Source organism: Caballeronia zhejiangensis, assembly GCF_000698575.1.
GTDB classification, from domain to species: domain Bacteria; phylum Pseudomonadota; class Gammaproteobacteria; order Burkholderiales; family Burkholderiaceae; genus Caballeronia; species Caballeronia zhejiangensis.
Genome location: NZ_JFHD01000024.1, coordinates 1 through 22,952 on the forward strand (window position 1 = coordinate 1; position 22,952 = coordinate 22,952).

Here is a 22,952-nt window from a genome sequence, read left to right on the forward strand (position 1 = left end):
TTATCTGTTCGTTGGCTCCGACAGCGGGGGCGAGCGGGCCGCCGCGATGTATAGCTTGATCGGAACGTGCAAGCTCAACGAAATTAACCCGCGTGCCTACCTGGAATACGTCCTGACCCACATCGCTGATCACAAGATCTCTCGCATCGACGAACTGCTACCCTGGAACGTGGCCGACAAGCTGAAACCAGCCAACCCGCTCACACTATCAACCGGCTAGATCTAAATAGATTTGGATAGATCGTGTCCATGATCGCCAATCGTGGGCACGATCTCTCGTGATCGACACGAATTCCATCACGCCATCACCAACACCATCTTGCCTCACTCGCGCGCGCATGAGGACACGGCCCAGCCGAGCCGCTTACAAATAACACCGACTCGTAGCTTCTTGACTCTGAGCGGCGTGGCCGCGCATCCAGCGCAACCGCCAGTGCGAAGCTCGGAATCAGCGTAGAACTTGTCTTTACATCCAAAGCTCACTGAGCGCGAGAGCTATAGCAAATGCGCCTTGGCCACCGCGACTAAACCCTGATTCCAGTCCAAGGACGCAATCATGTTTTCGAGCAGTTCTTGGCCCATTTCGTTTTTTTCGTAATAGTCTGGGCCTCGCTCGACAAGCCACTGTAGCGTGCGAGAGCAGTCGTGGCTCGACGCCAGCATCCATTCCTTCCGCTCTTCGTAGTGCCGCTGTCTAGCGGCCTCGTACTCGTCTTCGCTACCTCCAAGGAACGCGAGGTCTTCACGCGCGTCCTTCTTTCGAATCATTATGTTGTCAATACGCCACTTTTGCAGGGCCTCGGTAATTCCTTGATTGCCGACGACTGCGAAGTTGAAGCCTAAGCTTTCGATTGCGCCAGAGCGTTCAGCGTCGTTATTTTCAATCCCGTCTGAAATGAATTTACCAAATCTTGCCTCATATCCTTTCATTCCTCCTTCGAAGCGGCTTAGCCCGGTAAGGACAGCGGCAGCAACACGTGCGGTTCGAGCGTCCGCGACCCAAATGTCATCCAAAACATCGCATAGAAATTCACGGAGCATTTCTCGACGTCCTTCGTCTTTGCCTCCGCGAATTATTTCAGCTAAGCGTGCCGTGTTCGCGCGCTTGAAGTCCATTTCTTCCAAGATCAGGCGTAAGTCTCCTTTTTCCTTCACGAGAGGTAGCTTTTCGCTTAAAGGGATCGCCCGAAACACTTCTTGATTGAGGGAAGTTCGATAGAGACGAGAGCGAAAATAGTTCTCGACGAAATTGGAAACGCCTTCAACCGCTTGGTTGGCAACAGGAGTCGCGAACGCCACAACCCAGCCAAGTTCTGGGTTCTTTGCTGCCAAACCTAGTAAGCCATTTGAAAGTGATTGGCCCGCAACCTTGGTGACAGTTTTAAGGCGTTTCGGCTCAAGCTTCACGGCATCACCTCCGAGCTAATGTTCTCTCAATCCTACCGTGAAGTCGTGTACCCGTTAAATTGTTTCTGTGGGGAGCACACCTAGGGAAAGCAGCGGGGTTGAGGGCTAGCGTGAAGGCTTGGACCACACTGGTTTAGCCATTTGTCGGGGATCGGACGTGGTCCAGCTGCCTTTCGCTTACGTCTTGGACCGATAGAAACTTTTCACCGGCCTCGCATAGGACGATTTCGCACGAGCAAGGGATGCAGAGAACATGCTCGATCTACGCGAACCTCTTGTCGTCAACGGAGCACCTCCTTCGCTTATGAGGTGCGCTACCTAGCCAACAATACATACGAGTCGTGACGTGCCAACGCGCGAAAACATTGCGCGTCGGCGTTCGTTAAAACAGAACGCGCCGTTCTCAAGTCTCGAAGATGCGTTGCACGAGTGTTGATTTTCGCCCCTTCACGGACCCTGCGAAACCGCCCATCGACGCGTCTACAGTCGAACAATCTTGTGAGTATTTCTGGACTTGCAGCAAACCTCATGTGTCGTCGGTGTCGCACTCAAGAAACAGGCTCACTTGGAGCGCTGCGATATGGACGGTCAGCGACTGCGTCCAAAAGACTGCGCGTTATCGGGCGGGTTGGAAGCGCCGGCTGTACCATGTTCAAACAGGGTCGACCGAAGAAAAACGAAGGGAAGACCGACGCAGTGCTTCCCGCCACTATTCGCGCGCGCCCCCACGACTTCCATACACAATCTGTCGAGAAGAGACATGAACAAGCCCTGTATTATTTCGGTTGCCATCACAGGATCACTGCCGCGCAAAAAAGACAACCCGGCAGTTCCCATTACAGTGATTTAGCAGGTCGAATCGACTCAAGCGGCGTTCGAGGCTGGTGCGACGCTTGTACACCTCCATGTGCGCAACGACGACGAGACGCCCACGTCGAATTCAGATCGATTCGCGCTGGTTCTGGAGGGAATCCGTAAGCACGCGCCAGGCATGATTACACAGGTGTCCACCGGCGGTCGTTCCGGTGCCGGCAATGAGAGAGGAGCCATGCTTTCGTTGCGACCTGATATGGCGTCACTGGCGACGGGTTCCGTCAATTTACCGACTCGGGTCTACGACAATCCGCCGGACTTGATCAATTGGCTTGCCTCGGAGATGAAAGCCTACGGAATCAAGCCAGAAGTGGAGGCGTTCGACCTATCGATGATCTTCCACGCAGCTGCGATGCAGGCGGCAGGCGCCATCGTTGGTCCGTTGCACATCCAGTTCGTGATGGGCATTAAGAACGCAATGCCAGTTGATCGCGAGGTGCTTGAGTTTTACGTGCGAACCCTACAGCGCCTCTCACCCGATGCAACTTGGACTGGCGCCGGCATCGGACGGCACCAAGTGACGATGGCTCGGTGGTCTCTGGAGCTTGGAGGGCACTGTCGAACTGGGCTGGAGGACAACGTGCGAATGGACAAGAACACGCTTGCGCCGTCGAATGCAGCGCTCGTTCGTCAGATCGCTGAGCTCTGTCAAGAGCTTGGTCGTCCAGTTGCGACTGCCGCTCAAGCACGGGAAATTCTAAGCCTAAACTGAGCGACTTCCGAAACAGAAACAGAGTAGGGAGGAAGGGGCGTGAGGCTCGGCGACGCATTTGAGCGTTGCCGCCTTCTTTGCATAGTTGCGCCTAGGGCGCCCTGCTCAACCGTGGGCAATTCTAGCGATTGTTCGCGCACCGAAACCGAATTGGGTGAAAGAGACAAACTGGTGTAGCAGCCTCGACGCAATGCGAAGATGGCGGAGGCTTGGTTGTTGCAGCGCCTGGCAATGAAGGAGCGTTGCAGCTGGGTTTCCCTGTTGCGAGAGAACGGTTGTTTCGGCAGAAGCAATGGGCTGTTCTATGACGTCCCCCAAGGATTGTTATCTTGGTCTGCTTGTCGGTATGTTGACAGTGGTCTCCACAGTGCCAGGCGGCTAATTTCGGGGAAGGAATAGGACGGCTATGGCGTGTCTGGCAGTCGCAGCTAAGTGGCCTGTCCGAGGTCAGCTTGAGGAAATGCAGGTCTTTAGGATCACCTGAGAACAAGGCTCGGAACCGTTGCTATGAGAGGATTGCTATACACCGCGTGTAGCTCGCTTGGACTGGAAGCGGCCCGGCAGGGCACGAGGGAGCTACCTTCCTAACACGAGGTCAAAAAATGAAACGGTTTGTACTGTTGTTCATCGGAGACGGCGAGAAGCCGGCGGGCGATGTAAAACGCATCATGGCGCTCCCCGGACATCAAGGTAATTGATGCAGAGAATGCCAACATGATGGTGGTTGAAGGGCCAGTTGATGTCCAAAGAAAGGTCAATAGAATGGCGAACTGGATAGCGAGTGAACAGACGGTCATTCCTAGCCCACAACCACATCGTTATTTCTGAACTTAATCGACATGATTGAAGAGGCCGCGTGTGCGGCCTTTTTTCATGCATCAAACAACATGCGATAACCCATGATTGATCTCTAGGCGTGTCGCCGATACCATACACCAACGAGTTTTGAGGTTGGTTGGCGCGCACCATATAAATGGCGAACACCATCACGGATAGGGCAACGTAAGCCACGCGAATCAAACGCCCAAGTTCTCGCTGGATTTCAAGCGGCAGATCGTGAGGGCGGCGCTCGGTCCGGAGGCATCTGCCGCGCTCATCGCACTTGCGCACGCCAGCAATGCCAACCTGCTGTTTAAATGGTGGGCTCCGCTATCGGGCAGACGACTGCGGTGTCCTGGCTCGTCATCAATTGAACGTGGTCAACGACCAGCGCGCGGTGAGCATTACCTCGTCAGAGAGCGCCATCGTTCAGGCTGTGGGCGCGGTTGACACCGCTCGACAAGGGTAAGCCTGTGAATCTGCCGCTGCGGACATATCCGCACTTCACCTGCTTCGGTGAGGTTAAAGGACGTTCCCGTGTAAAGCCGTTTTCACATCAAAATCCCAATACTCACACAACCGGTCGATCCATAGCCAGCGAAATGCCGGCTTCGCGGACATGTGGCCGCAATTTAAAGTCTCGCTATACGGTTCATCTTTAACTGCCAGCCCTCAGTACCATGACCCACACGCCCAAGCTCGCTTGCGAACAAGGCCACTATCAATACTGGACCACGAGCGATGTTTACACCTTTGCCGTCTTCAACACCCGGTCGGGATGTGAGGAGCAGGATATTGAATTGCGTGCAACCCCGAATTTTGAGCGCTGGGAACGGTTCGTTACAGCGTTTTTTGAGGCACTGAATCACGCTGGTGAATCCTTGGTTGCAATGCCCAATTTTCGACCCGTTGACCATGCGTTTTTACGACGTCGGCTTGCCGCTGGTTTCTTGAAAGACTACATCGAAGAAAAAGCCAAGCGTCACCAAGCGCTGGATGTGTTGCTAAAAAATGGCCTCACCTTCGATGAGGCGTGGGCAATGATAAATGGTGTACGCTAGCGACCGCTTGCTTTGCTTGGTGCTGTTTGTCAGCGACGGGCTATCCGGACTTTCATGTGGAAACCGCTTCGCACGCAGCTCCATCTCACTGAAGCTGCTCATGCACTGAAATACGAATCGGACACGCTTGAGTCGGCGGGACTACTTGCGGCTTGGCGAATCGTTCAGCATGCTCGCATACCAGCCCAAAAGGAGTAAATCACGCGACGCCCTCCGGATGTCTGTTTGGCCGGAGAACGTCTCCGGCCCCGACTCCGCGCTGCATTGACGTCGGCGTGCTGAAGATGCCCGGACTGCCGGCACTTGAACGTGACTGAGCGCTGCGGTTTTCGTCCACGTTTCCGCAGGCTGAATTCGGCTCGGATGGTTACACGGCGATGACCTTGGTGCAGCGAAACCCGAGACGCGATTAAAGTTTCCTAAGCTTTGCTTCTATGGATGTAAGTTTGCGACTGGCGGCTGTTGAAAAAATTTCGTGGAACACTTAAAAAATCATTAGACCAGCCGTTAACCTCTATAGATCAAACTCTATAGAAGGGATTCATGGCGAAAATCTACTTGGTCGTCGTCAAACCCGATCACGTTGCATCTAGCGTTGTCGACACCGATCATCTTCCGGCAGGTGTAAATTCAGATTTTGTTGAACATCCGTGGCAACAGGGTGCAGATATCATGACCTATCTCCAAGAGGATCTCGGCCGCACGGCGTCCTGCCTGGATGAATTGGCAAGTAACAACTTGAGCTTGAAAGCGAAGGAATTTTTCTCGAGTATCGCAAGCCTTTGGGAAAATCTCCCGCCACCTGCCGATGGAGGAGCCAAAGACGGTATTTTTGCATGTATCGATACCGGAGAAAAGGAGAGTCACTTTCTCCGGACCTCACCAGAGGTGGCTTTAAAAATGTATCGGGATCTTCGCCAAATTCATCGACGAAACAAATAGTTATGTCTATCGTGCACCCACGGTGACTGCGCACGATCAATACATGAGTTTGAAAGTCCGAGAACTTTGGGTCGCTTGCGGCGACGCTTCATAGATTCGTGTCGCCGCAATGTTTGTAACCCTAACCGATCCTGTATTTTTGTAATGTCTTCCCCATGTTCAAGCGAGTTTGTTGCCGCTGTTGCCCATAGCCTGTGAACGCCTAATCTCTGCACTTTAATCTGTACGCTTACGATGAACCTGCGACCGGAATTGGACATCAGCGTTTTTGACCGCCGGCTCAAACAAAATGCACGGAAATCCAACCGCTCCACCATAATCGCTGCCGGCCTCGCATAGCAACGCCAGTTCAGGCAGCGAGTTACTTCGCTTTTGAGCCGGCCACGCAACACGCTGACGTCGCTTGTCGCTGATCACTTGGTCGGACCGGCAGGAACGGAAAGACGACCAGCTATGCGATGCACTTTACTTCTTGGAGTTTTAAAAGCTGTTCCCGTCTCGGCGGACGAGATCAACGGTTTACTCGACGCCGAACTCGAAACAGCTTGCGCCTGTGCACGAGACGAGGCGCAGGAGACCAACCATCCCGAGATCAGTACAAGAGCGGCTGCCACTCCGATCACGCTCTCAATCACAAGCCATCTACGTTGTTTTTTTCGATATGCCGCGAGTTCCGCCACGGACTTTGCGGTTAGTTCGTTTGCCCGCGCAGCATCGACCTTTGCTGACATAAGCTGGAGTTTCAGAGCGTGCACGAAATTGCGCAATTCCTTCAACTCACCGCGGATAGTTTGCGAGGAGGTTGCGAGTTGGTCTGCTCGTTCCTGCTGGGCTGTATTGGCCACTCTCAGTCCCGCCGCTTCCTGCTCCGCCTTATCGAGGAGCTTACGGGCGTGTTCACGCTCTGCCCGGAGGTCTGCATTTGCCGTGAGTAGCTTCTGTTCCAATCCCTGGACCAACACTTCAAGATAGGGTTTGGAGCGCCTGTCGCTGATCACGGTTCCTGCCAGAAAGTTGCCGGCCTTCTGAAGAGTGCTACATACCCAGGCAATATGCTTCTCCTCTCGATCCTTTGTGCTCTCATCTTCATATTGATATTTCGCGAAGTCAGGTAATTTGACTTCAACGACAGGCAACTCCAGCTCCCTTAAGCGCTTTTCCTTCTCTGCCGGCACGAAGTGCTGATGATAGACCTCAACATATACTTCACCGGCCCACCGCATTGCCAGATCTGTCGGTGAAGTGAACCGTAGGTATGCATCAGCGAAGTAAGCGTTGCCATCACGCTCGATTTTCTTCTCTATTTCACCATGTTCAACACTGACTTTGTGACGGCCGAGGTCACCAAGCCTGAGCTCAGTTTCTGTCAGTCTCGCGATCGCTTTTTTGAATAGTAGATGTGACAGTGATTCACCCGGCCCACCTTTGGACTCGTCAGCTTTGTTTCGATATTTAAAAAATGTCGTGCCGCTCTTCAGAACCACGTGGTCCATTGGCAATCTCGCTCCCGACCTGTGCGGGCTCCAATATGTTTTGCCAAGCGGCTTGCCCCCATGCGGAATTCGCGCAATGCGTTCCTGACAAGCGCTCACATGGTCTGATCCAGTGGCATTTACATACGCCCAAGGGTGCTCTACATTAGCCATCTTCTTATTCCGTACGTTCTGGCGCTTCACGCATTTATTTAGTTCACTCGACCTGAGGTCAATCGGATTGCTGACTACGCAATGTGCGCTTTGCAGGCGTTCGCGCTTCAATCCATTTTAAAAAACGGAACGAAGCTCGCGGACGTATTTCGACGCGGTTCGTCGTAGACTGAGTTCGGTTCGATAGGTCAGCGCCACCTACATTACATTAGTATGCTTATCGAATTGAGTGTTTATTATTCCCGTGCAGACAAGAATCTTTCTTCTTAAAAGAAGACTGAGGAGCTCAATATGGCGTTATGCATATCGAATGCCCATGGTTCGTCAGTAGGCGGTTAGCGCTTGAGTAGTCCCGTGGGCAAGCACGGGACCACGCCATCCGCCGGGTTGTAAGGCGTTACGCTCTGCGCTCTGGGCATTTTGAGCAGTCCTGGAGCGCACCAGACGAGGATCGTCCCAAAAACAAGGCACGACGAGAAGTCGTGCCTTATCAAACCAGTAGAAGAGTTCTCTTCGCGAGTCGTCAGTGGATACCGCTTGCGCCTGCAGAAGCTGCCGTTGTCAGAACCGTCCCTCGGCGTACTAGTTTGGCTTGAGCGGAGCCTTTATACTGCTCTGTTACCAAGATGTGGACGAGTACCTGACTAAGAGGAATTCTAGGAATGTCTGTGGTTGCCTGCAACTGGACAATACCGCTTGCAGCTAAATCAATCATTTTGTCCCATCCCTCTTCGAGGGTGTTGGTGCTAGTCCGCCCTCTGAGCAAGTTGGTCTTCGGCGCTTCGCTCGAAATGTGAGCTTTCCCGAAAGCAACCGTCTTGCTGCGACCAAGACCATTCACCACCTCAAAAGCATACGGAACAACCTGACGCTTGAGCCATTTGTCGAGCGCCTGCCACACCTCTGCATCGGTCACATCTGCAAGCCAATAAATCTGGGTGCCGCCAAGTTGAAGACGAAGTGTAAGGATGTCGAGGTCGTCGATCGCCATTTTTCCGAAGCCGAAACAGGTCGACTCGTGTTCCGTGCCAATCGCTTTGAAGGTTTTGGCATTCGTGGGCGACGTGAGAATCGGCAGGTCCGAGGGTAGTCGGCCTTTGAGGCCGTTTGCGATGCCTATGTGACGGGCAAGGCGGAGTTCGCTGAAGGCAAACAGCGTGTCACTTGCGTGCTGCATTTGAGAATGTCCTGTCTAGTTGAGCTGTTGGCTGCATCTGCTACTGCGACGTGATTTACCCGCGTACGTCGCGCTCGGCACCATGGGCATGGTGCGCGAGTACGTCCAGTCACGCTACATATAGCGAGTGCCATCGAACCGACGCTTTATCTAAAATTTTGCCTTCGTTGCGGTTGGTCGAAGATCCACGCGGCGCGCGCTAGGGCGGCGAGCAGCGCAGGATGTAGGCTGATTGTGAAGCTGGTCAGCGGACATCGGATAGGCAAGGTCCCGCTGCGAATCCCTGCGCGTTCATTTTCCTTGCTACTTTCGGTAACCGCTGCGCTTAGCTCAACCGTAACCAGGATTCGTCAATTTCCGACGCAAGTTCATCAGATTTAGGTTACGACGCGTGCAACTAGAAGGGAATGTCAACAAGGTCTATCATCTCAGCGGCGCTCTCGGCGCGGCTTGACTGGCCGCTTTCAAGGAACGTTTGACGCCAAGCGTCAAGCCGTGCCATCACGGCTGTATCGAAGGTTCCGGTAGTGCGCACAAACTCTTCGCCGAATTGTTCTTTCGCGCGAGCTTTCAAACCGCTGTGGGTCTCAGCGGATGTGATGGTGCGGACATAAGGATCGACCCATATTTCGGCCTCGTTCGGGGTCAGAAAGGAAACGATTCCCTTTAGGACGCGCAGTGTTCCAAAAGTATGGACGCGGGTAGGTCGCCCAAGGAGGAACTCCGTGACAAGCGGTTGGTGTTGTTTTGCCACATATTCGATATCTGACGCGACGAAAAACGCCTCGCAGTAGCGGGCGACGAAATCGCCATCCTCCTCACGGAGGATTCTGACAAACTCCGCCGCGACTCTGGTTTGGACTTCGTGTGATACCTGCTCCAGCGCGACTCGGAACGCGCCACGGAGCCGCTCCGGCTCGTCATCGAAGAAATCTGATTCGTAGTTTCCCGTCATGTATGCGTCCGGAATCAGACTCAGAACCAGCCGCTCCCGCTGACTTTCGTTTGCCTCGAGAATGAGGTGTTTAACAATGGTCGTTGAGTTCGCATCACGTCGCACCTTCGACACAATTTGTTCAGCGGTCAGCCCGACCGATTTCCTCCTGCTTCGAGCCAATTCCTCGACAATCATCTCGATGAGTGTTTTCGCGATTGTGGCACTGCTCTGGTCCGGCGCTGGCTCCTCTAGGCGTACCACGCGGCCTGGATGAATTAGATTCCTGTACGATCGGATCACACTACACAGGTCTGCGGTCCGATCCGACAAAACTTTCTCTTGGCGACAAATCGTGATGGCTTCGGCAAGGTCCATTCGAAGGGGGTCTTTTGGAGACCGCGACGGATGGCTGCTTGAAAGCAAATAATCGATCAACAAAGACTCTACAACACTGCCTGCGAGTACTTGGACGCTCTTCCACGCTCCTACCTCTAGACATCGCTCCATTTCGGAAAAATCGCGCTCAAGAGAAAGTCTAAATTCTTTAAGTGATATGAAATCGAAGCTTGCCAAAGGAGTTCCCCGGTTTTGCGGATCGGTTGCGAATCTGGTGTCAGTGCGAAGCATATTGTAGTCAGACGCGGCAGGTCTTCTGTTCTTGGCCTCCGAGGCGCGGCTAGCGTAATTCTAAATCATGCATCGAAAGCGACAGTAGGGTGCGTCCTATACAGATTCAACGCGAAACTGTTGATTTGTTTGCAAATTCTGTATCGCGCGCAAGGAGGTACTTATGACGCTTCAAGAGGTCTACCGCCGCAAGACGGGCGCAGCAAGCGAAGCAACGGAAGCGGTTGGCGCCGTTGAAAGCCTTGAGCTCGAGTTAGCCCTAAGCGCCATTGCAAACTTCGCGCATGCGGATGCGACCGTGGTAGCACATTGCCTTGCCCTAATTTGCGATTGTGAGATTGATTCCTTGCGAGCGGCATTGGCCGACCAGCCGATTCTCAGCTGTTGGCGAAATCAAAAACCTTGGCGTCTAGGTCTTGAGATTTGGGAGCAAGAGACTAGTCTCACAAAGAGGGATTGCCATGACTAGCCCATCCAGCGTTGACAATATCAAGATGCTGAAAGAACAATGCGTAATCATAGTCGGCGCAACAATCAGGGAAAGGCTGCTGGCTGAGACTGCGGCGACTGAGGATGAACGCAGTTTGCGCAAGCACGCTGCGAATCAAATGCGCCTAGCCGCCGATAGCCTTGCTCACGGCATTGCATTTTTGAGGTCTGTACACTGATGTTGGTGGGCATGCTCCAAATGAACACGCGAAATCGTCTTTATCAGATCTTCGGGCATCTGCGCGCTAGGGAGTCTGCATCAAGATGGCGACGAAATAGCGCCCGCATTTCTTAGGCCTGCTGGGATCAAGTCCGTCATGCGAGCGCCACTTGGCGAATAAAACGGAGTGCCTGCATCAGGAAACGAAACATCCCTCAACGACAGATTTTCCGATTGGACAATCCGTATATCGTAGATGCCGCAGCCGAACTCATCAACGGGCTCTACGCTCAGCACTTATCAAGCACCGCGTGCGAGTCGCAGGCTGAAGGTTCTCCAGACCTAAACGCCGGGTTGTTGCGTGCAAGCGTCCGTCTCGACGGAGCATCCGCAATATTCGACGTGCTCACGCGAGGAGACCTCTCTATCTAACAGAGGGCAATACCTAAACGTCGGTGCCATCACGAAACGGGGTAATGTCGGGTTCAACGACTTTTAGGGCTGAGTGCATCACTGCAACCTCTGTAGTAAAGATTTCTTTTGCAAACACGAACTACGGGTTCAGTTTTGTTTGCACCGTGTTTGCTAAGTCTTTGATTCCAAAGAGTACGAAAGCGATGGTTCAACCGGCGGCACCAGTCAGGTGTCGCGCAAGCGAAGCCGGGCGTGTGATTGCCGAGGGCACAGAGGTCAGCGTAGACGTAGTGTGGAAAGAAAAAACAACGTAGATTCAACGGGTTAGGGATCTGAAGTCAGGTTTGTTTGCAAATGCGGGTCTGAGGGAATTGGTGGCAGGACAGTTTTAATAGCATCAAAACGCAAGAACAGGTCTGTTTGCTCCGAAACAGTTTTTCTTTGCAAACAACCATCGAGCTGAACATCGTTGCGGATATCGACTCGTTGCCATCGCTTTTGCTTATCGCGCATTCGGGCAGAGCCTGCACGATTCTGCCTTCGTCCGCGATCGTGCAATGGAACGAGGCGTTGCTGCCGAAAATGCGCAGAATCGTCGATCCGATCATCAGGCGCCCGGCCAGCATTTGCTGGCCCAACGATGCGCCGATGAACTCAGCGACCGTCGCCGTGCGCGAGACGTTGATCGAGTTGATCGCCGAGCACATTGACCGCGATCGCTGGCAAGGCGTGACGATGCGACGAACCTAGATCGCCTTCGCCGCGCGCAAGCGTTCGATGGCTTCGCTGTTCAGCCCCAGTTCGCGCAACACGGATTCCGTGTGCTCGCCGAGCGCGGGCACGGCGTCCATGCGCGGTTCATCGGCGCTGAAGCGTCCGGGCGGATAGAGCGCGGGAATCTTGCCGGCGGGCGTATCGACCTGTGTCCAACGATTGCGCGCTTCGAGCTGTTCATGCTTCCAGACATCGTGCATGTCGTTCATCTGCGCATTCGCGATGCGCGCTTCTTCAAGCCGTTCGATGACCTGTGCGGCCGTCAATGAGGCGAATGCATCGACGATGAGGCGCATCAACTCGTCGCGATGCTGCGCGCGAAGGCTGTGTGCACAGAAGCGCTCGTCGCGCTGAAGCTCGGGCATACGAAGAACGATTTCGCAAAACTTCTTCCACTCGCGCTCGTTTTGCAGGCCAAGCATGACGGTCTTGCCATCGCCTGCGGGGAAAGGGCCGTAAGGGAAGATCGTCGCGTGCGATGCGCCCGCCTTGCGCGGCGGCGTCTGACCGTCGATCGCGTAATAGAGCGGATAGCCCATCCATTCGACCATGCTTTCGAACATCGAAATGTCGATGCGTTTGCCGCGCCCGGTGCGTCCGCGTTCGATGAGCGCCGCGAGTATGTTCGTGTAGCCATACATGCCGGCGGCGATATCTGCGATCGAGCAGCCTGCTTTCGCCGGTGCGCCTTCCGAACCCGTGATGCTCAGAAAACCCGCTTCGCTTTGAATCAGCAAGTCATACGCTTTCTTGTCGCGCATCGGGCCATCGGAACCATAGCCGGAAATGTCGCACACGATGAGCCGCGGATAGCGCTCCTTCAACGCGTCGTAATCGAGGCCGAGCCGTTGCGCCGCGCCGGGCGCGAGATTCTGCACGAATACATCGGCATCGGCGAGCAGCTTGTGCACGACATCGAGTGCTTCAGGATGCTTGACGTCGAGCGTCACGCTTTCTTTCGAGCGGTTCGTCCACACGAAATGCGATGCGAGTCCCGACACACGTTCGTCATAGTTGCGAGCGAAATCACCTGTGCCTGGACGCTCGATCTTGATGACGCGCGCGCCGAGATCGGCGAGCTGACGCGTGCAGAAGGGCGCTGCAATTGCATGCTCGAACGTGACGACCTTGATGCCTTGCAGCGGGCGCATGACCGGCCTCCTTCAGAACGAACGTGGCAGGCCGAGGATATGCTCGGCGACGTAAGAGAGAATCAGGTTGGTCGAAATCGGCGCGACCTGATACAGACGCGTCTCGCGGAATTTGCGTTCGACATCGTATTCCGCCGCGAAGCCAAAGCCGCCGTGATATTGCAGACAGGCGTTGGCCGCTTCCCACGATGCATCGGCGGCGAGCAGCTTCGCCATGTTCGCCTGCGCGCCGCAAGGCTTGTGCGCGTCGAAGCGTTCGCATGCCTTGAAGCGCATCAGGTTCGCGGCTTCGACATTGACGTACGCGCGCGCAATCGGAAACTGCACGCCCTGATTCTGCCCGATGGGACGCCCGAACACGATTCGATCGTTCACATACTGCGTGACCTTGTCGATGAACCAGTAGCCATCGCCGATGCATTCCGCCGCGATCAGCGTGCGTTCGGCGTTTAGGCCATCGAGTATGTACTTGAAACCCATGCCTTCTTCGCCGATGAGATTCTCGGCAGGAATCTCCAGATTGTCGAAGAAGAGCTCGTTGGTTTCGTGATTCACCATGTTGAGGATCGGCTGCACCGTGAGGCCATTGCCGATTGCTTCACGCAAATCGACGATGAAGATCGACATGCCTTCGCTCTTCTTCTTCACGTCTGCCATCGGCGTCGTGCGCGCGAGCAGAATCATCAGATCCGAATGCTGCACGCGCGAGATCCACACCTTCTGGCCGTTTATCGCATAACGATCGCCTTTTCTTTCCGCGGTCGTCTTGATCTTTGTCGTGTCGGTGCCGGTGGTCGGTTCGGTCACGCCCATCGATTGCAGACGTAACTCGCCCGATGCGATCTTCGGCAAGTAGCGTTTCTTCTGTTCCGTCGAACCGTGACGCAACAACGTGCCCATGTTGTACATCTGCCCATGACACGCGCCCGAATTGCCGCCCGAGCGATTGATCTCTTCCATGATGACGGACGCTTCGGTAAGCCCCAGACCCGAGCCGCCGTATTCCTGCGGAATCAATGCGGCGAGCCAGCCCGCTTTCGTGAGGGCATCGACGAATGCTTCGGGATAACCGCGTGCTTCGTCGATCTTGCGAAAGTATTCGCCGGTGAACTGGCCGCAGAGATCGCGCACGGCCTCACGAATGTCCTGATAAGCGTCGGATGTCGATTCGATCATGATGTGCCTGCGGATGTGTGGAGATCGTCAGCCGAGCGTGGCGCGCGCCGTCATGCCGAGCCAGCCTTCGTGATCCTTCGACCAGAGTTCGACAGTCCTGCCATCCGCCGATGGCTGCCCGCACAGATGCAGCGTATTGCCCGCGAAACACGGGCGCTGCGCCTTGAACGCGAAGTCGATGACGGTCGCGTCGGGCAACTCGCGGCGCAGCAGGTCCATCAATAAGGTGGCAATGAGCGGCCCATGCACGACAAGTCCCGGATAACCTTCGACTTGCGTCACATAAGGCTTGTCGTAGTGAATGCGATGCGCGTTGAAGGTGAGCGCCGAATAGCGCAGCAGCAATGTCTCGTCGGGAACGAGGTCGCGTTGCCATTGCGCATCGCGAGGCGCGGCGACCGGAGCGGGCGCGGGCGCACCGGGCGCTGCCGGCTCGCGATACACGATGTCGTGCTCTTCCTCGATCGCGGTGGCATCGCTGCGGTAAATGCGATGCCTGACTGTCACGAAGCCGAGCTTGCCGGTGCGTCCTTGCTTCTCGCTGACATTGAGAATCGTCGATTCGCGCGTAATGCGTTCACCGACGATCACCGGCGCGGGGAAGCGCAGGCGTCCGCCGGCCCACATGCGGCGCGGCAAACCGAGATCGGGCAGAAAGCCGCCTTTCTTCGGATGACCGTCTTCCGCGATGAGCGACTGTTTTGCAATGGGCCGGAAGAAGATCCAGTGCCACAACGGCGGAAGGGCATCCCCTTCATGCGGGGCGGCATCGTGATCGAGTGTGGCCGCGAGGGCCGCGACGGATGTGGGCGCAACGATATCGACGGCGCGCTCTGTTTTCATTGTGTCGTCTCCATTGCCGGGCGGGGCCGGTGAATTACGACTTTAGAGAAATATCGGGCGGGGCGGAAATATCGCTTTCATGTGCCGGGCATAGGTTCAACCTATGACGCGGTGTCATCAATCTCATGACGCGCGGGCCATTTTTCTTCGCGACGCAGCGCCATAACATTCGATCCGTCGAAGTCAAACGCATCACGAGAAAGGAGCCGGATCATGTATGTCGTCACGGGAATCACAGGACAAGTCGGCGGTGCGCTCGCAAACGCGCTGCTGAAAGCGGGCAAGCCCGTACGCGCCGTCGTGCGCGATGAGAGGAAGGGCGCGCTTTGGTCGGCGAGCGGCTGCGAACTCGCACGCGCCACGATGACCGATGCCGATGCGCTCGCTCGCGCCTTCGAAGGCGCGCAAGCCGTGTTCGTTCTGCCGCCGCCGGAATTCGATCCCGCGCCGGGTTTTCCGGAAGCGCGCGAAGTCATCGATGCGATCGTCGCGGCCATCGCGCGTGCCAGGCCGCGCCGGATCGTGTGCCTGTCGACGATCGGCGCGCAAGCCGCTCAAATCAATCTTCTTACGCAGCGCACGCTGCTCGAAGAAGCGCTTCGCAAGCAGCCTGTTCCCGTCACGTTTCTGCGGCCGGGCTGGTTCATGGAGAACTGCGCATGGGATGTCGATTCGGCGCGCAACGAAGGCATCGTGCATTCGTTTCTGCAGCCGCTCGATCGCGCGATTCCGATGACCGCCACCGACGACATCGGCGAACTCGCCGCGAAGCTCATGCAGGAAACATGGACGGGCATGCGCGTCGTCGAACTGGAAGGACCGCAACGCACGAGCCCGAACGATATCTCGGCTGCGTTTTCATCCGTGCTCGGCAAGCCGGTGCGCGCGCAGGCAGTGCAACGCGAGACGTGGGAAGGACTGTTCGCGAGTCAAGGCATGAAGCATCCGATGCCGCGCATTCAGATGCTCGATGGCTTCAACGACGGATGGATCGACTTCGAAGGGCGTAGCGAAGATATCGTCAAAGGCAAGGCGCCCATCGTCGATGTGATCCGCAAGCTCGCCGGACGTCAATCGTGAACGCCCTCGGCCCGCGACGCGCACATCCGCCACGATGACGCCGGCTTCGGCGCATCGACGGTATCACGCCACCAGCGCTCGCCGCGATGCGGCGCTTCGAGATCGAGCCGCTCGCCCATGCGCGGTGTCGCCACCGCGACGCCTCGCGCGAGCGCCAGGCCCGTCACGCGCTCGAAAGGTTCTTGCCACGGATGCATCGCGAGATCAAACGTGCCGTTGTGAATCGGCACGAGCCAGCGTCCGCGCAAGTCGATGTGCGCCTGCACCGTCTCCTCGGGCTGCATGTGCACGTACGGCCATTGCGGATCGTATGCGCCGGTCTCGATCAGCGTGACGTCGAACGGGCCGAGGCGCTCGCCGATGGTCCCGAAGCCGTCGAAATAGCCGGTGTCGCCGCTGAAGAACACGCGCACGTCATCGTCGACGATGACCCACGACGCCCACAGCGTGCTGTTGCCATCGAAGAGACTGCGGCCGGAGAAGTGCTGCGCGGGCGTGGCGGTGAACGTCAGGCCGTCGATCTGCGCGCTTTGCCACCAGTCGAGCTGACGCACTTTTGCGGCATCGATGCCCCATTCGATCAAACGATCGCCGACGCCCAGCGGCGTGAGAAAGATCGCTGTCGTCGAGGCAAGCGCAAGCACGGTTTCGCGATCGAGATGATCGTAGTGATCGTGCGACAGGACCACGCCGCGCAACGGCGGCAGATCGCCAAGCGCGATGGGCGGCGCGTGAAAGCGCTTCGGCCCGACGTTCTTGAACGGCGACGCGCGCTCGCCGAACACCGGGTCCGTCAGCCAGTATTCGCCGCGCAGCTTGAGTAGCATCGTCGAATGGCCGAGGCGGAAAAGGCTGCGGTCGGGCGCGGCATCCAGATCGGCGCGGGTGAGGGTATCGACGGTCGGCGCTTGCGTCGGCATCGTGTTGCGCGGTTTGTGGAGCAGCATGTTCCACATGATGCGCAGCGTCTTGCCGAAGCCTTCGACAGGACGCGGCTTCACATTGCGAAAGCGCTCGCCGTCATGTTGCGGCGATGCGCTCGACAACGCGCGTCCGCGCTTTGCTGCGGCGAAACCCAGGGCACGGCTGATGCGATCGGCGAACGAAGTCATGAACGTGAAGGGACGTGAGCCCGAAGCGGAAAGTAGACTGCACAGTGTAGTTTAATTTTGAGAGAAAAGTAAACCGATCGGTGTAAAATGTGGGGATGGATTCAAGCGACATCAACGACATTCCCCAGCGTCTGACTGACCGGAAGCGCGCCGCGATCGTGAACGCGGCCGTTGCGGAGTTCATCGCCGCGGGCTACGACGCCACCAGCATGGACCGCATCGCCGCGCGCGCGGGCGTTTCCAAACGCACTGTCTATAACCACTTCGAGAGCAAGGAGGCGCTGTTCGCCGCGATCCTGCATCGGCTATGGGATACGAGCGAGACCGGCGATGCGGTGGCTTATAGCGCGAGCGAACCGTTGCGCGCGCAACTGCTCGCGATGCTCACGCGCAAGCTGCGCCTCATGAACGATGAGGCCTTTCTGTCGCTCGCACGCGTGGCGATCGCGGCGGGCATTCACTCGCCCGAGCGCGCGCGGGATATGGTGGCGCGCATCGGCGAACGCGAGGAAGACGTGACGGCCTGGATTCGCAAAGCCGCCGCCGATGGCCGGCTCGCAGTCACCGACCCTGTTTTCGCAGGGCAGCAACTGCATGGCATCGTCAAGGGTTTCGCGTTCTGGCCGCAAGTGACGATGGGCCAGCCGCCGTTATCGAAGAGCGAGCAAAAGAAAGTGGCCGAAGCCGCCGCCGACATGTTTCTAGCACGCTACGAACGCGCTGCGCCCAAACACGGGTGACGCAGCATCCGCGAAGAAGCCGAACGTTCATGCGCGAACCCGAATAAGCAGATTTCGCCGCGATTAAGGTATAGGGTCTAAAAGTGCGCGGATTCTTGCGCACGGCGTTCACCTGGCGGTTTTTATCGTCGGGCAGCGGTAAGCCTTCGTCGAAGGAGAAAGTCATGAAGACCGTCCTCGTTACGACCACGCTTGTGGCCGCGTTTTCCCTCGTCGCCCTCACTCAGGCGCAAGAGCCGAGCGATACCCTGCAGTCCATCCCCGCACCCGTTCAGCAGAACGCGCAGGGCGCCGCGTCGTCCGGCGACACGGCCTATGGCGGCGTGGCACCGGGGCAGAGCAGGAGCGGGAGAACAGCGAACTGGACCGGCGGCACGCAGAGCAATTGCAGTCCGCGACCGTTCTGCAACGTCTATTCGGGCGGACAGTAAGCGCGACGCTGAGAGGGCGGTTTTTTCGGACCGATGCTCGCCCGAAAAAGCCGCCCGCAACGAGGCCGTCACCGGAGGCTGTTAAAATCGCGATACGTTTTCTACGGGCACGATGTGATGGGCTTCGAACAACTCGCCGGACTGAAAGAGCAACTCGCAAAACAGGCTGCTGCCAGCAACGCAGCGAAGAAGAAGGCGCCGCGCGTGCGGCGTCCCGCGCCGGCGGGCGCGAAGGCGGCGGCTCCGTCCAAACCCGCGGCGGCCGCGTCCAGGCCTGCCGCGGCGCCATCGAAGCCGGTTGATCCTGTCGTGCATACCATCGGTAAGCTGCAGAAGCGTTTTCCGCTCGCATTTCCGAAGAATCCCGCGCCTAAGGTTCCGCTGAAGGTCGGCATTTTCGAAGATCTGATGAAACACGCGGAAGAACTCGGACTCAACGAGAAAGAACTGCGTGCGGCGATCAAGGTCTGGTGCCGCGGCAACCGTTACTGGACCGCGCTCGTGCAAGGTGCGCCCCGACTCGATCTGACTGGCGCGCAAGCGGGCGAAGTATCGTCGGCGGATGCGGAACGCGCCGTTTATCTGGAAACGAATCGACTGGCGCGCTCGGCTTCGGCGTCGGCGTCGGCTTCGGCCACCGCTTCCGCTCCGAAAGCCGCAGAGTCCGCGGAATCCGCCAAGTAACGCGAGACGCGACACCGCGCGCAGTTCGCATCGCGCGCGGGTTTCCCTTTTCCTTTCGCGCTAGTCCAAAAGTTCGTTATAGCGTGGCCCGAATGCTTCGCTATCCGAATCATAAAGGGCGCAAAAAACGCGACGCCTTTCAGCGTCGCGTTTCTTCGAATCAACCTTCGATCAGAACCGGTGACGCAGACCGACGCGCGTCACGAACTGCGTGTTCGCGCCCGCACTGCCGATGAACGACGCCGACGAGCCGATCTCCGCTTGCACCGGCGTGCCGTTGTTGCTGCCCGACGCCTTCTGATACGCGCCGCTCGCATAAACATCGGTGCGCTTCGACAGCGCGTAGTCGACCACGGCGTTGATCTGATGCCACTTGCCTTCGAGGTTGCCGCCGAGATCGGAGAACGTGTAGCCGAGGCCCGCGTTCAGCGCCGGCGTGAACGCGTACTTGCCGCCGATTTCATAGTTGTTCAGGTTCGACGATGCAGCCGTGATCGGCTCGAAGCGCGTATGCGTCCAATTCGCCCAGATCGTCGCGGCGGCGATCGTGTAACGCGCGCCGATACCGTACGTTTCCAGATCGCGCAGCCCTTGCGTGTTCACGTTCGCGATGCTCACGCTGAACGCCGGCGTCGCCCCATTCGGATAGCGGATGTTCGTGTACGCCGCGCCGATGCCGAACGGGCCTTGCGCATAGTTCAAACCGAAGCTGTACGCGCTTGAGGCGCCTTGCACGGCAGACGTGCCCGTTCCCGTCGTGGGCGAACCCGCGAAGTTCGTCGAGTTCGAGAAGCCATACATCGCGCCGAACGTCACGCCGTGGAAATTGGCGCTGCTGAACTTGACCGCGTTGTTGATGCGGCTCGACGTCAGCTGATCCAGATCGTTGATGTGATACGCGTAATTTCCGGCGGCCGTCTGGCTGCCCATCGTGTAGTTGCTGCTGAGATAGTCGGTCGAGAACGAGTATTGACGGCCGAAGGTCAGCGAGCCGAAATCGGTCTTCGCCAGACCGACATACGCCTGACGGCCGAACAACGCGCCGCCCTGCCCGAGCGTGCCGTCGCCGCTGTTGAAGCCGCTTTCGAGCACGAAGATCGCCTTGAGACCGCCGCCCAGATCTTCCGTGCCGCGCAGGCCCCAGCGGCTACCCGACGCGACGCCGTCGCCGTACTTCACTAGGCTGTCGTGGCCGCTCGCGGTCGCGACTTTATTCGCATAGGTGATGCCCGCATCGATGATCCCGTATAGCGTGACGCTGCTTTGCGCGTGTGCCGCGATGCCGAACATGCCGAGAACGGCCGCCGCTACGATGTGCTTCTTCATTCTTCTTTCTTCCTTGGTGTTGTCCGCGTGAAGCGGATGCCGCTCGACGCGGCCCGGTTCAGGAATCGCCGCCACGCATTCGTTGAGCGCGAGCGCGGCCATCCCGGCTTCGCGAAGGAATTTCGCAAAGGTCGAGTGCTTCGTGATGGGTAGGGCACTTCGTCAGACGAAACGAGCGATGTCCCGTTGCAAGAACGCAGGCAAGTCGCGTTGCCTCGGCACCTTCGGCCGGCGACTGACGCTATAGCCGGTGGAATATAGCGCGTCGTCAGGTATCGGTAAATTCCGCGAAGCGCCTTGTAGCGTTTCTTCCACAGCAGCGTCACGAGCGGCACCCGATTCTCCATGCACCGTCTGCAACTAACGGTCCATCCCGCCGCACCACGGCCTGCGAACAGGCGCGCGCATTGCAACGCAGGGCAGGCGATCATGCAAGCAACGCGGGTGTGTCTTTAGATCGAACTCAAAAAACAAGGGAGACGGTATGACCGAGCAAAAACACCATGACGCCTGCCGAGCGGGCGTCGCGTTCATCGACGCGCAATTGACCGCGCTCCATGCCTACGCAAGCCTGCTGTCCGACTGGATCGAGCGCGGCGCGCCGCCGCCGGACTTCGCGAAGGCGCAGCCCCTACTTACGCGCAAGCGCTCGCATCCGGAAGCGCACGCGCACAGCGAGGACGGCACGCCCACCAAAAGCCCGCCGCCGGAAGACGCGCGGTCGTGGCCATCGTTCGATACGGCCGATGCGCGCATCGCGTTCGCGCTGACCGTGCCTTGCTCGAATGCGATCCTCGCGGTCGCCGAATACTTCGATATCCATCGCTTGTCGGCGTCGCGCGCGCCCGAAGTGCAGTTCCTGATGCGTCTGCGCGATGCGGCCGTGAACGGCAATACGTTCAGCCTCGCCGGCGACGACTACATGCCGCACGCTGCTTACGCCGGCTTGATCGTCGATCACTCGCTCGACGGAACGTTGCTCTTCAGCGATGGTGTGAAGCCGGGTTTCATCGAATTCGGCGATACGGTCGGCCTATTGCGCTATCTGACGAAGCTGTTGAGGAGCATGCAAACCGCGATCAGCGCGGGCGATGCGGGATGAAGTATCCACGAACATGATCGGGCGCGAAGTTTGCGCGTATGACGGCGACACCAACCGGTCATACGAACATGGACGAATCGCTGAAACGCCTGCGGGAAAGAATCGCGAAGCAGATCGCCGAGCGCGAGGCCACGCTCGTCTCGATGCGTGAAAGCGCGACGCTCGCGCGCACGAATCACGATCGTGAACGCATTCTTCTGACGCTTGCCGTGCTCGACGAAGAGCTCGCCGGATGGAAAAAGATCGCGGCGCGTGTCGAGCAGGCGGTTCTGTTCGAGCCGCGGAATCATCGCGCCATTCGCATGCCGGCAATGCGATAAGTCACTGCCGTTCGACGAGGAGCCCGCAAGCACGCGCGTTGAAATTGCTTCAACATGTAGCGAGATCCGCTTACATGGAGAACCGCAATGACAGCTTCGAAAGGCAGCCACGATACGCCCGTCTGGTTCATCACTGGATGTTCGACCGGCTTCGGCCGCGAACTCGCTTCCGCCGTGATCGACAAGGGCTGGCGCGCTGTCGTGGCCGCGCGCAATCCGGATAGCGTCGGCGATCTCGTCGAGCGTGGCGAAGGACGAGCGATCGCCGTGCGTCTCGACGTCACGCGTGCCGATGAAATCAAGTCTGCAATCGCCGATGCCTACGCCGCCTTCGATCATATCGACGTGCTCGTGAACAACGCGGGCTTCGGCTATCTCTCGGCTGTCGAAGAGGGCGAGGAAGACGAAGTGCGCGCGATGTTCGAAGCGAACTTCTTCGGCGCGGCCGCGATGATCCGAGCCGTATTGCCGCGTATGCGCGAGCGCCGCTCGGGACATGTCGTCAATATCACATCCGTGGGCGGGCTGGTCGGCAATCCGGGCAGCGGGTATTACGCCGCGACGAAGTTCGCGCTCGAAGGTCTCGGTGAAGCGCTCGGACGCGAAACGGAAGGGCTCGGCATCAAGGTGACGGCGGTCGAGCCCGGCCCGTTTCGCACGGACTGGGCGGGCCGCTCGCTGAAGCAGACGCGCAATCCGATCGACGATTACGCGCAGACTTCGGGCACGCGACGCGCGGCGATCGCGGAGCGAAGCGGCAAGCAGCCGGGCGATCCGGCGCGCGCGGCGCAGGTCATCATCGAAGCGGTCACATCGCCGGAGCCGCCGGGACATCTCGTGCTCGGCGGCCCCGGACTCGAACTCGTGCGCAACAAGCTCGCGAAGCTCAACGCCGATATCGACGCGTGGCAGGCGCGCAGCCAGTGGGCCGATAACCCGGTGCAGTGAT

At 57.7% G+C, this 22,952-nt stretch carries 21 protein-coding genes and 1 pseudogene; 12 read left to right on the plus strand and 10 right to left on the minus strand.

Going from position 1 to position 22,952, the window contains the following annotated elements; genetic code table 11:
• On the plus strand, positions 1–220 hold a 220-nt coding region (locus BG60_RS24740), incomplete at its 5' end, for a transposase domain-containing protein (RefSeq protein ID WP_034473148.1).
• A gap of 275 nt (positions 221–495) precedes the next feature.
• Here the strand turns inward: BG60_RS24740 and BG60_RS24745 are convergent.
• Positions 496–1,407, minus strand: coding sequence for a hypothetical protein (locus BG60_RS24745; RefSeq protein ID WP_140401789.1), 912 nt, complete (start codon positions 1,405–1,407; stop codon positions 496–498).
• A 760-nt stretch (positions 1,408–2,167) separates the two neighbouring features.
• On the opposite strand from BG60_RS24745, the pseudogene BG60_RS24750 reads away from it, so the two are divergent.
• From BG60_RS24750 to BG60_RS38320, 3 genes and pseudogenes are all read left to right on the plus strand, one after another.
• Positions 2,168–2,992: pseudogene (locus BG60_RS24750) on the plus strand (3-oxoadipate:acetyl-CoA acetyltransferase).
• Between the two features lie 1,499 nt (positions 2,993–4,491).
• Complete coding sequence (locus BG60_RS24755) at positions 4,492–4,872, plus strand: hypothetical protein (protein WP_033536243.1); 381 nt, start codon at positions 4,492–4,494, stop codon at positions 4,870–4,872.
• Positions 4,873–5,415: 543 nt separating this feature from the next.
• Positions 5,416–5,814 carry a hypothetical protein gene (locus tag BG60_RS38320; RefSeq protein ID WP_140401790.1) on the plus strand — a complete coding sequence of 133 codons (399 nt, stop codon included), beginning with the start codon at positions 5,416–5,418 and terminating at the stop codon, positions 5,812–5,814.
• A 413-nt stretch (positions 5,815–6,227) separates the two neighbouring features.
• Here the strand turns inward: BG60_RS38320 and BG60_RS24760 are convergent, their stop codons facing one another.
• The 3 genes from BG60_RS24760 to BG60_RS24770 all read right to left on the minus strand — a co-directional run bounded on the left by BG60_RS24760 (position 6,228) and on the right by BG60_RS24770 (position 10,147).
• Complete coding sequence (locus tag BG60_RS24760; protein ID WP_033536242.1) at positions 6,228–7,307, minus strand: hypothetical protein; 1,080 nt, start codon at positions 7,305–7,307, stop codon at positions 6,228–6,230.
• A 676-nt stretch (positions 7,308–7,983) separates the two neighbouring features.
• Positions 7,984–8,637: a hypothetical protein gene (locus BG60_RS24765; RefSeq protein WP_033536241.1), complete on the minus strand. Its 654-nt coding sequence runs from the start codon at positions 8,635–8,637 to the stop codon at positions 7,984–7,986.
• Positions 8,638–9,034: 397 nt separating this feature from the next.
• Positions 9,035–10,147, minus strand: a complete 1,113-nt coding sequence (locus BG60_RS24770) for a hypothetical protein (RefSeq protein ID WP_140401791.1) — start codon at positions 10,145–10,147, stop codon at positions 9,035–9,037.
• A gap of 217 nt (positions 10,148–10,364) precedes the next feature.
• On the opposite strand from BG60_RS24770, the gene BG60_RS24775 reads away from it, so the two are divergent.
• Positions 10,365–10,670 carry a hypothetical protein gene (locus BG60_RS24775; RefSeq protein WP_033536239.1) on the plus strand — a complete coding sequence of 102 codons (306 nt, stop codon included), beginning with the start codon at positions 10,365–10,367 and terminating at the stop codon, positions 10,668–10,670.
• A gap of 932 nt (positions 10,671–11,602) precedes the next feature.
• On the opposite strand, the gene BG60_RS38805 is transcribed toward BG60_RS24775, so the two are convergent.
• The 4 genes from BG60_RS38805 to BG60_RS24795 are packed head-to-tail and all read right to left on the minus strand — an operon-like array spanning position 11,603 to position 15,208.
• Positions 11,603–11,971: a hypothetical protein gene (locus BG60_RS38805; RefSeq protein ID WP_160172910.1), complete on the minus strand. Its 369-nt coding sequence runs from the start codon at positions 11,969–11,971 to the stop codon at positions 11,603–11,605.
• Between the two features lie 39 nt (positions 11,972–12,010).
• A complete protein-coding gene (locus BG60_RS24785; protein WP_034473151.1) occupies positions 12,011–13,189 on the minus strand; it encodes a CaiB/BaiF CoA transferase family protein in 1,179 nt (392 codons plus the stop codon).
• Between the two features lie 12 nt (positions 13,190–13,201).
• Positions 13,202–14,365 carry an acyl-CoA dehydrogenase family protein gene (locus BG60_RS24790; protein WP_008348445.1) on the minus strand — a complete coding sequence of 388 codons (1,164 nt, stop codon included), beginning with the start codon at positions 14,363–14,365 and terminating at the stop codon, positions 13,202–13,204.
• A gap of 27 nt (positions 14,366–14,392) precedes the next feature.
• On the minus strand, positions 14,393–15,208 hold the full coding sequence (locus BG60_RS24795) for an HTD2 family dehydratase (RefSeq protein ID WP_034473152.1): 816 nt from the start codon (positions 15,206–15,208) through the stop codon (positions 14,393–14,395).
• Between the two features lie 213 nt (positions 15,209–15,421).
• Between BG60_RS24795 and BG60_RS24800 the strand changes: the two genes are divergently transcribed.
• A complete protein-coding gene (locus BG60_RS24800; RefSeq protein WP_034473153.1) occupies positions 15,422–16,288 on the plus strand; it encodes an NmrA family NAD(P)-binding protein in 867 nt (288 codons plus the stop codon).
• Here BG60_RS24800 and BG60_RS24805 read toward each other — a convergent pair.
• Positions 16,279–17,400, minus strand: a complete 1,122-nt coding sequence (locus tag BG60_RS24805; protein ID WP_008348437.1) for an MBL fold metallo-hydrolase — start codon at positions 17,398–17,400, stop codon at positions 16,279–16,281. The genes BG60_RS24800 and BG60_RS24805 overlap by 10 nt on opposite strands.
• Positions 17,401–17,495: 95 nt before the next feature.
• Between BG60_RS24805 and BG60_RS24810 the strand changes: the two genes are divergently transcribed.
• The 3 genes from BG60_RS24810 (at position 17,496) to BG60_RS24820 (ending at position 19,255) form a co-directional block, all read left to right on the plus strand.
• Positions 17,496–18,140, plus strand: coding sequence for a TetR/AcrR family transcriptional regulator (locus BG60_RS24810; RefSeq protein ID WP_008348435.1), 645 nt, complete (start codon positions 17,496–17,498; stop codon positions 18,138–18,140).
• Between the two features lie 164 nt (positions 18,141–18,304).
• Positions 18,305–18,571, plus strand: coding sequence for a hypothetical protein (locus BG60_RS24815; protein WP_008348433.1), 267 nt, complete (start codon positions 18,305–18,307; stop codon positions 18,569–18,571).
• Between the two features lie 117 nt (positions 18,572–18,688).
• Positions 18,689–19,255: a ProQ/FinO family protein gene (locus BG60_RS24820; protein ID WP_008348430.1), complete on the plus strand. Its 567-nt coding sequence runs from the start codon at positions 18,689–18,691 to the stop codon at positions 19,253–19,255.
• Between the two features lie 171 nt (positions 19,256–19,426).
• Here the strand turns inward: BG60_RS24820 and BG60_RS24825 are convergent, their stop codons facing one another.
• Positions 19,427–20,581 (minus strand): porin, encoded by a 1,155-nt coding sequence (locus BG60_RS24825; protein WP_034473164.1) that lies wholly within the window; start codon positions 20,579–20,581, stop codon positions 19,427–19,429.
• A gap of 484 nt (positions 20,582–21,065) precedes the next feature.
• On the opposite strand from BG60_RS24825, the gene BG60_RS24830 reads away from it, so the two are divergent.
• The 3 genes from BG60_RS24830 (at position 21,066) to BG60_RS24840 (ending at position 22,951) form a co-directional block, all read left to right on the plus strand.
• Entirely contained in the window at positions 21,066–21,683 is a 618-nt protein-coding gene (locus BG60_RS24830; RefSeq protein WP_008348427.1) for a hypothetical protein, read from the plus strand.
• A gap of 38 nt (positions 21,684–21,721) precedes the next feature.
• Positions 21,722–22,003: a hypothetical protein gene (locus BG60_RS24835; protein ID WP_235366229.1), complete on the plus strand. Its 282-nt coding sequence runs from the start codon at positions 21,722–21,724 to the stop codon at positions 22,001–22,003.
• Between the two features lie 87 nt (positions 22,004–22,090).
• Positions 22,091–22,951 (plus strand): oxidoreductase, encoded by an 861-nt coding sequence (locus BG60_RS24840; RefSeq protein ID WP_008348423.1) that lies wholly within the window; start codon positions 22,091–22,093, stop codon positions 22,949–22,951.
• Position 22,952: the final 1 nt, after the last annotated feature.

What these genes read in the sequence shown, in the direction of transcription:
- BG60_RS24795 (WP_034473152.1), bottom strand. Translation starts at nt 15,208, where the DNA reads ATGAAAACAGAGCGCGCCGTCGATATCGTTGCGCCCACATCCGTCGCG.
- BG60_RS24830 (WP_008348427.1), top strand. Translation starts at nt 21,066, where the DNA reads ATGACCGAGCAAAAACACCATGACGCCTGCCGAGCGGGCGTCGCGTTC.
- BG60_RS38320 (WP_140401790.1), top strand. Translation starts at nt 5,416, where the DNA reads ATGGCGAAAATCTACTTGGTCGTCGTCAAACCCGATCACGTTGCATCT.
- BG60_RS24840 (WP_008348423.1), top strand. Translation starts at nt 22,091, where the DNA reads ATGACAGCTTCGAAAGGCAGCCACGATACGCCCGTCTGGTTCATCACT.
- BG60_RS24800 (WP_034473153.1), top strand. Translation starts at nt 15,422, where the DNA reads ATGTATGTCGTCACGGGAATCACAGGACAAGTCGGCGGTGCGCTCGCA.
- BG60_RS24760 (WP_033536242.1), bottom strand. Translation starts at nt 7,307, where the DNA reads ATGGACCACGTGGTTCTGAAGAGCGGCACGACATTTTTTAAATATCGA.
- BG60_RS38805 (WP_160172910.1), bottom strand. Translation starts at nt 11,971, where the DNA reads ATGTGCTCGGCGATCAACTCGATCAACGTCTCGCGCACGGCGACGGTC.
- BG60_RS24755 (WP_033536243.1), top strand. Translation starts at nt 4,492, where the DNA reads ATGACCCACACGCCCAAGCTCGCTTGCGAACAAGGCCACTATCAATAC.
- BG60_RS24805 (WP_008348437.1), bottom strand. Translation starts at nt 17,400, where the DNA reads ATGACTTCGTTCGCCGATCGCATCAGCCGTGCCCTGGGTTTCGCCGCA.
- BG60_RS24820 (WP_008348430.1), top strand. Translation starts at nt 18,689, where the DNA reads ATGGGCTTCGAACAACTCGCCGGACTGAAAGAGCAACTCGCAAAACAG.
- BG60_RS24790 (WP_008348445.1), bottom strand. Translation starts at nt 14,365, where the DNA reads ATGATCGAATCGACATCCGACGCTTATCAGGACATTCGTGAGGCCGTG.
- BG60_RS24810 (WP_008348435.1), top strand. Translation starts at nt 17,496, where the DNA reads ATGGATTCAAGCGACATCAACGACATTCCCCAGCGTCTGACTGACCGG.
- BG60_RS24835 (WP_235366229.1), top strand. Translation starts at nt 21,722, where the DNA reads ATGACGGCGACACCAACCGGTCATACGAACATGGACGAATCGCTGAAA.
- BG60_RS24825 (WP_034473164.1), bottom strand. Translation starts at nt 20,581, where the DNA reads ATGAAGAAGCACATCGTAGCGGCGGCCGTTCTCGGCATGTTCGGCATC.
- BG60_RS24775 (WP_033536239.1), top strand. Translation starts at nt 10,365, where the DNA reads ATGACGCTTCAAGAGGTCTACCGCCGCAAGACGGGCGCAGCAAGCGAA.
- BG60_RS24815 (WP_008348433.1), top strand. Translation starts at nt 18,305, where the DNA reads ATGAAGACCGTCCTCGTTACGACCACGCTTGTGGCCGCGTTTTCCCTC.
- BG60_RS24785 (WP_034473151.1), bottom strand. Translation starts at nt 13,189, where the DNA reads ATGCGCCCGCTGCAAGGCATCAAGGTCGTCACGTTCGAGCATGCAATT.
- BG60_RS24765 (WP_033536241.1), bottom strand. Translation starts at nt 8,637, where the DNA reads ATGCAGCACGCAAGTGACACGCTGTTTGCCTTCAGCGAACTCCGCCTT.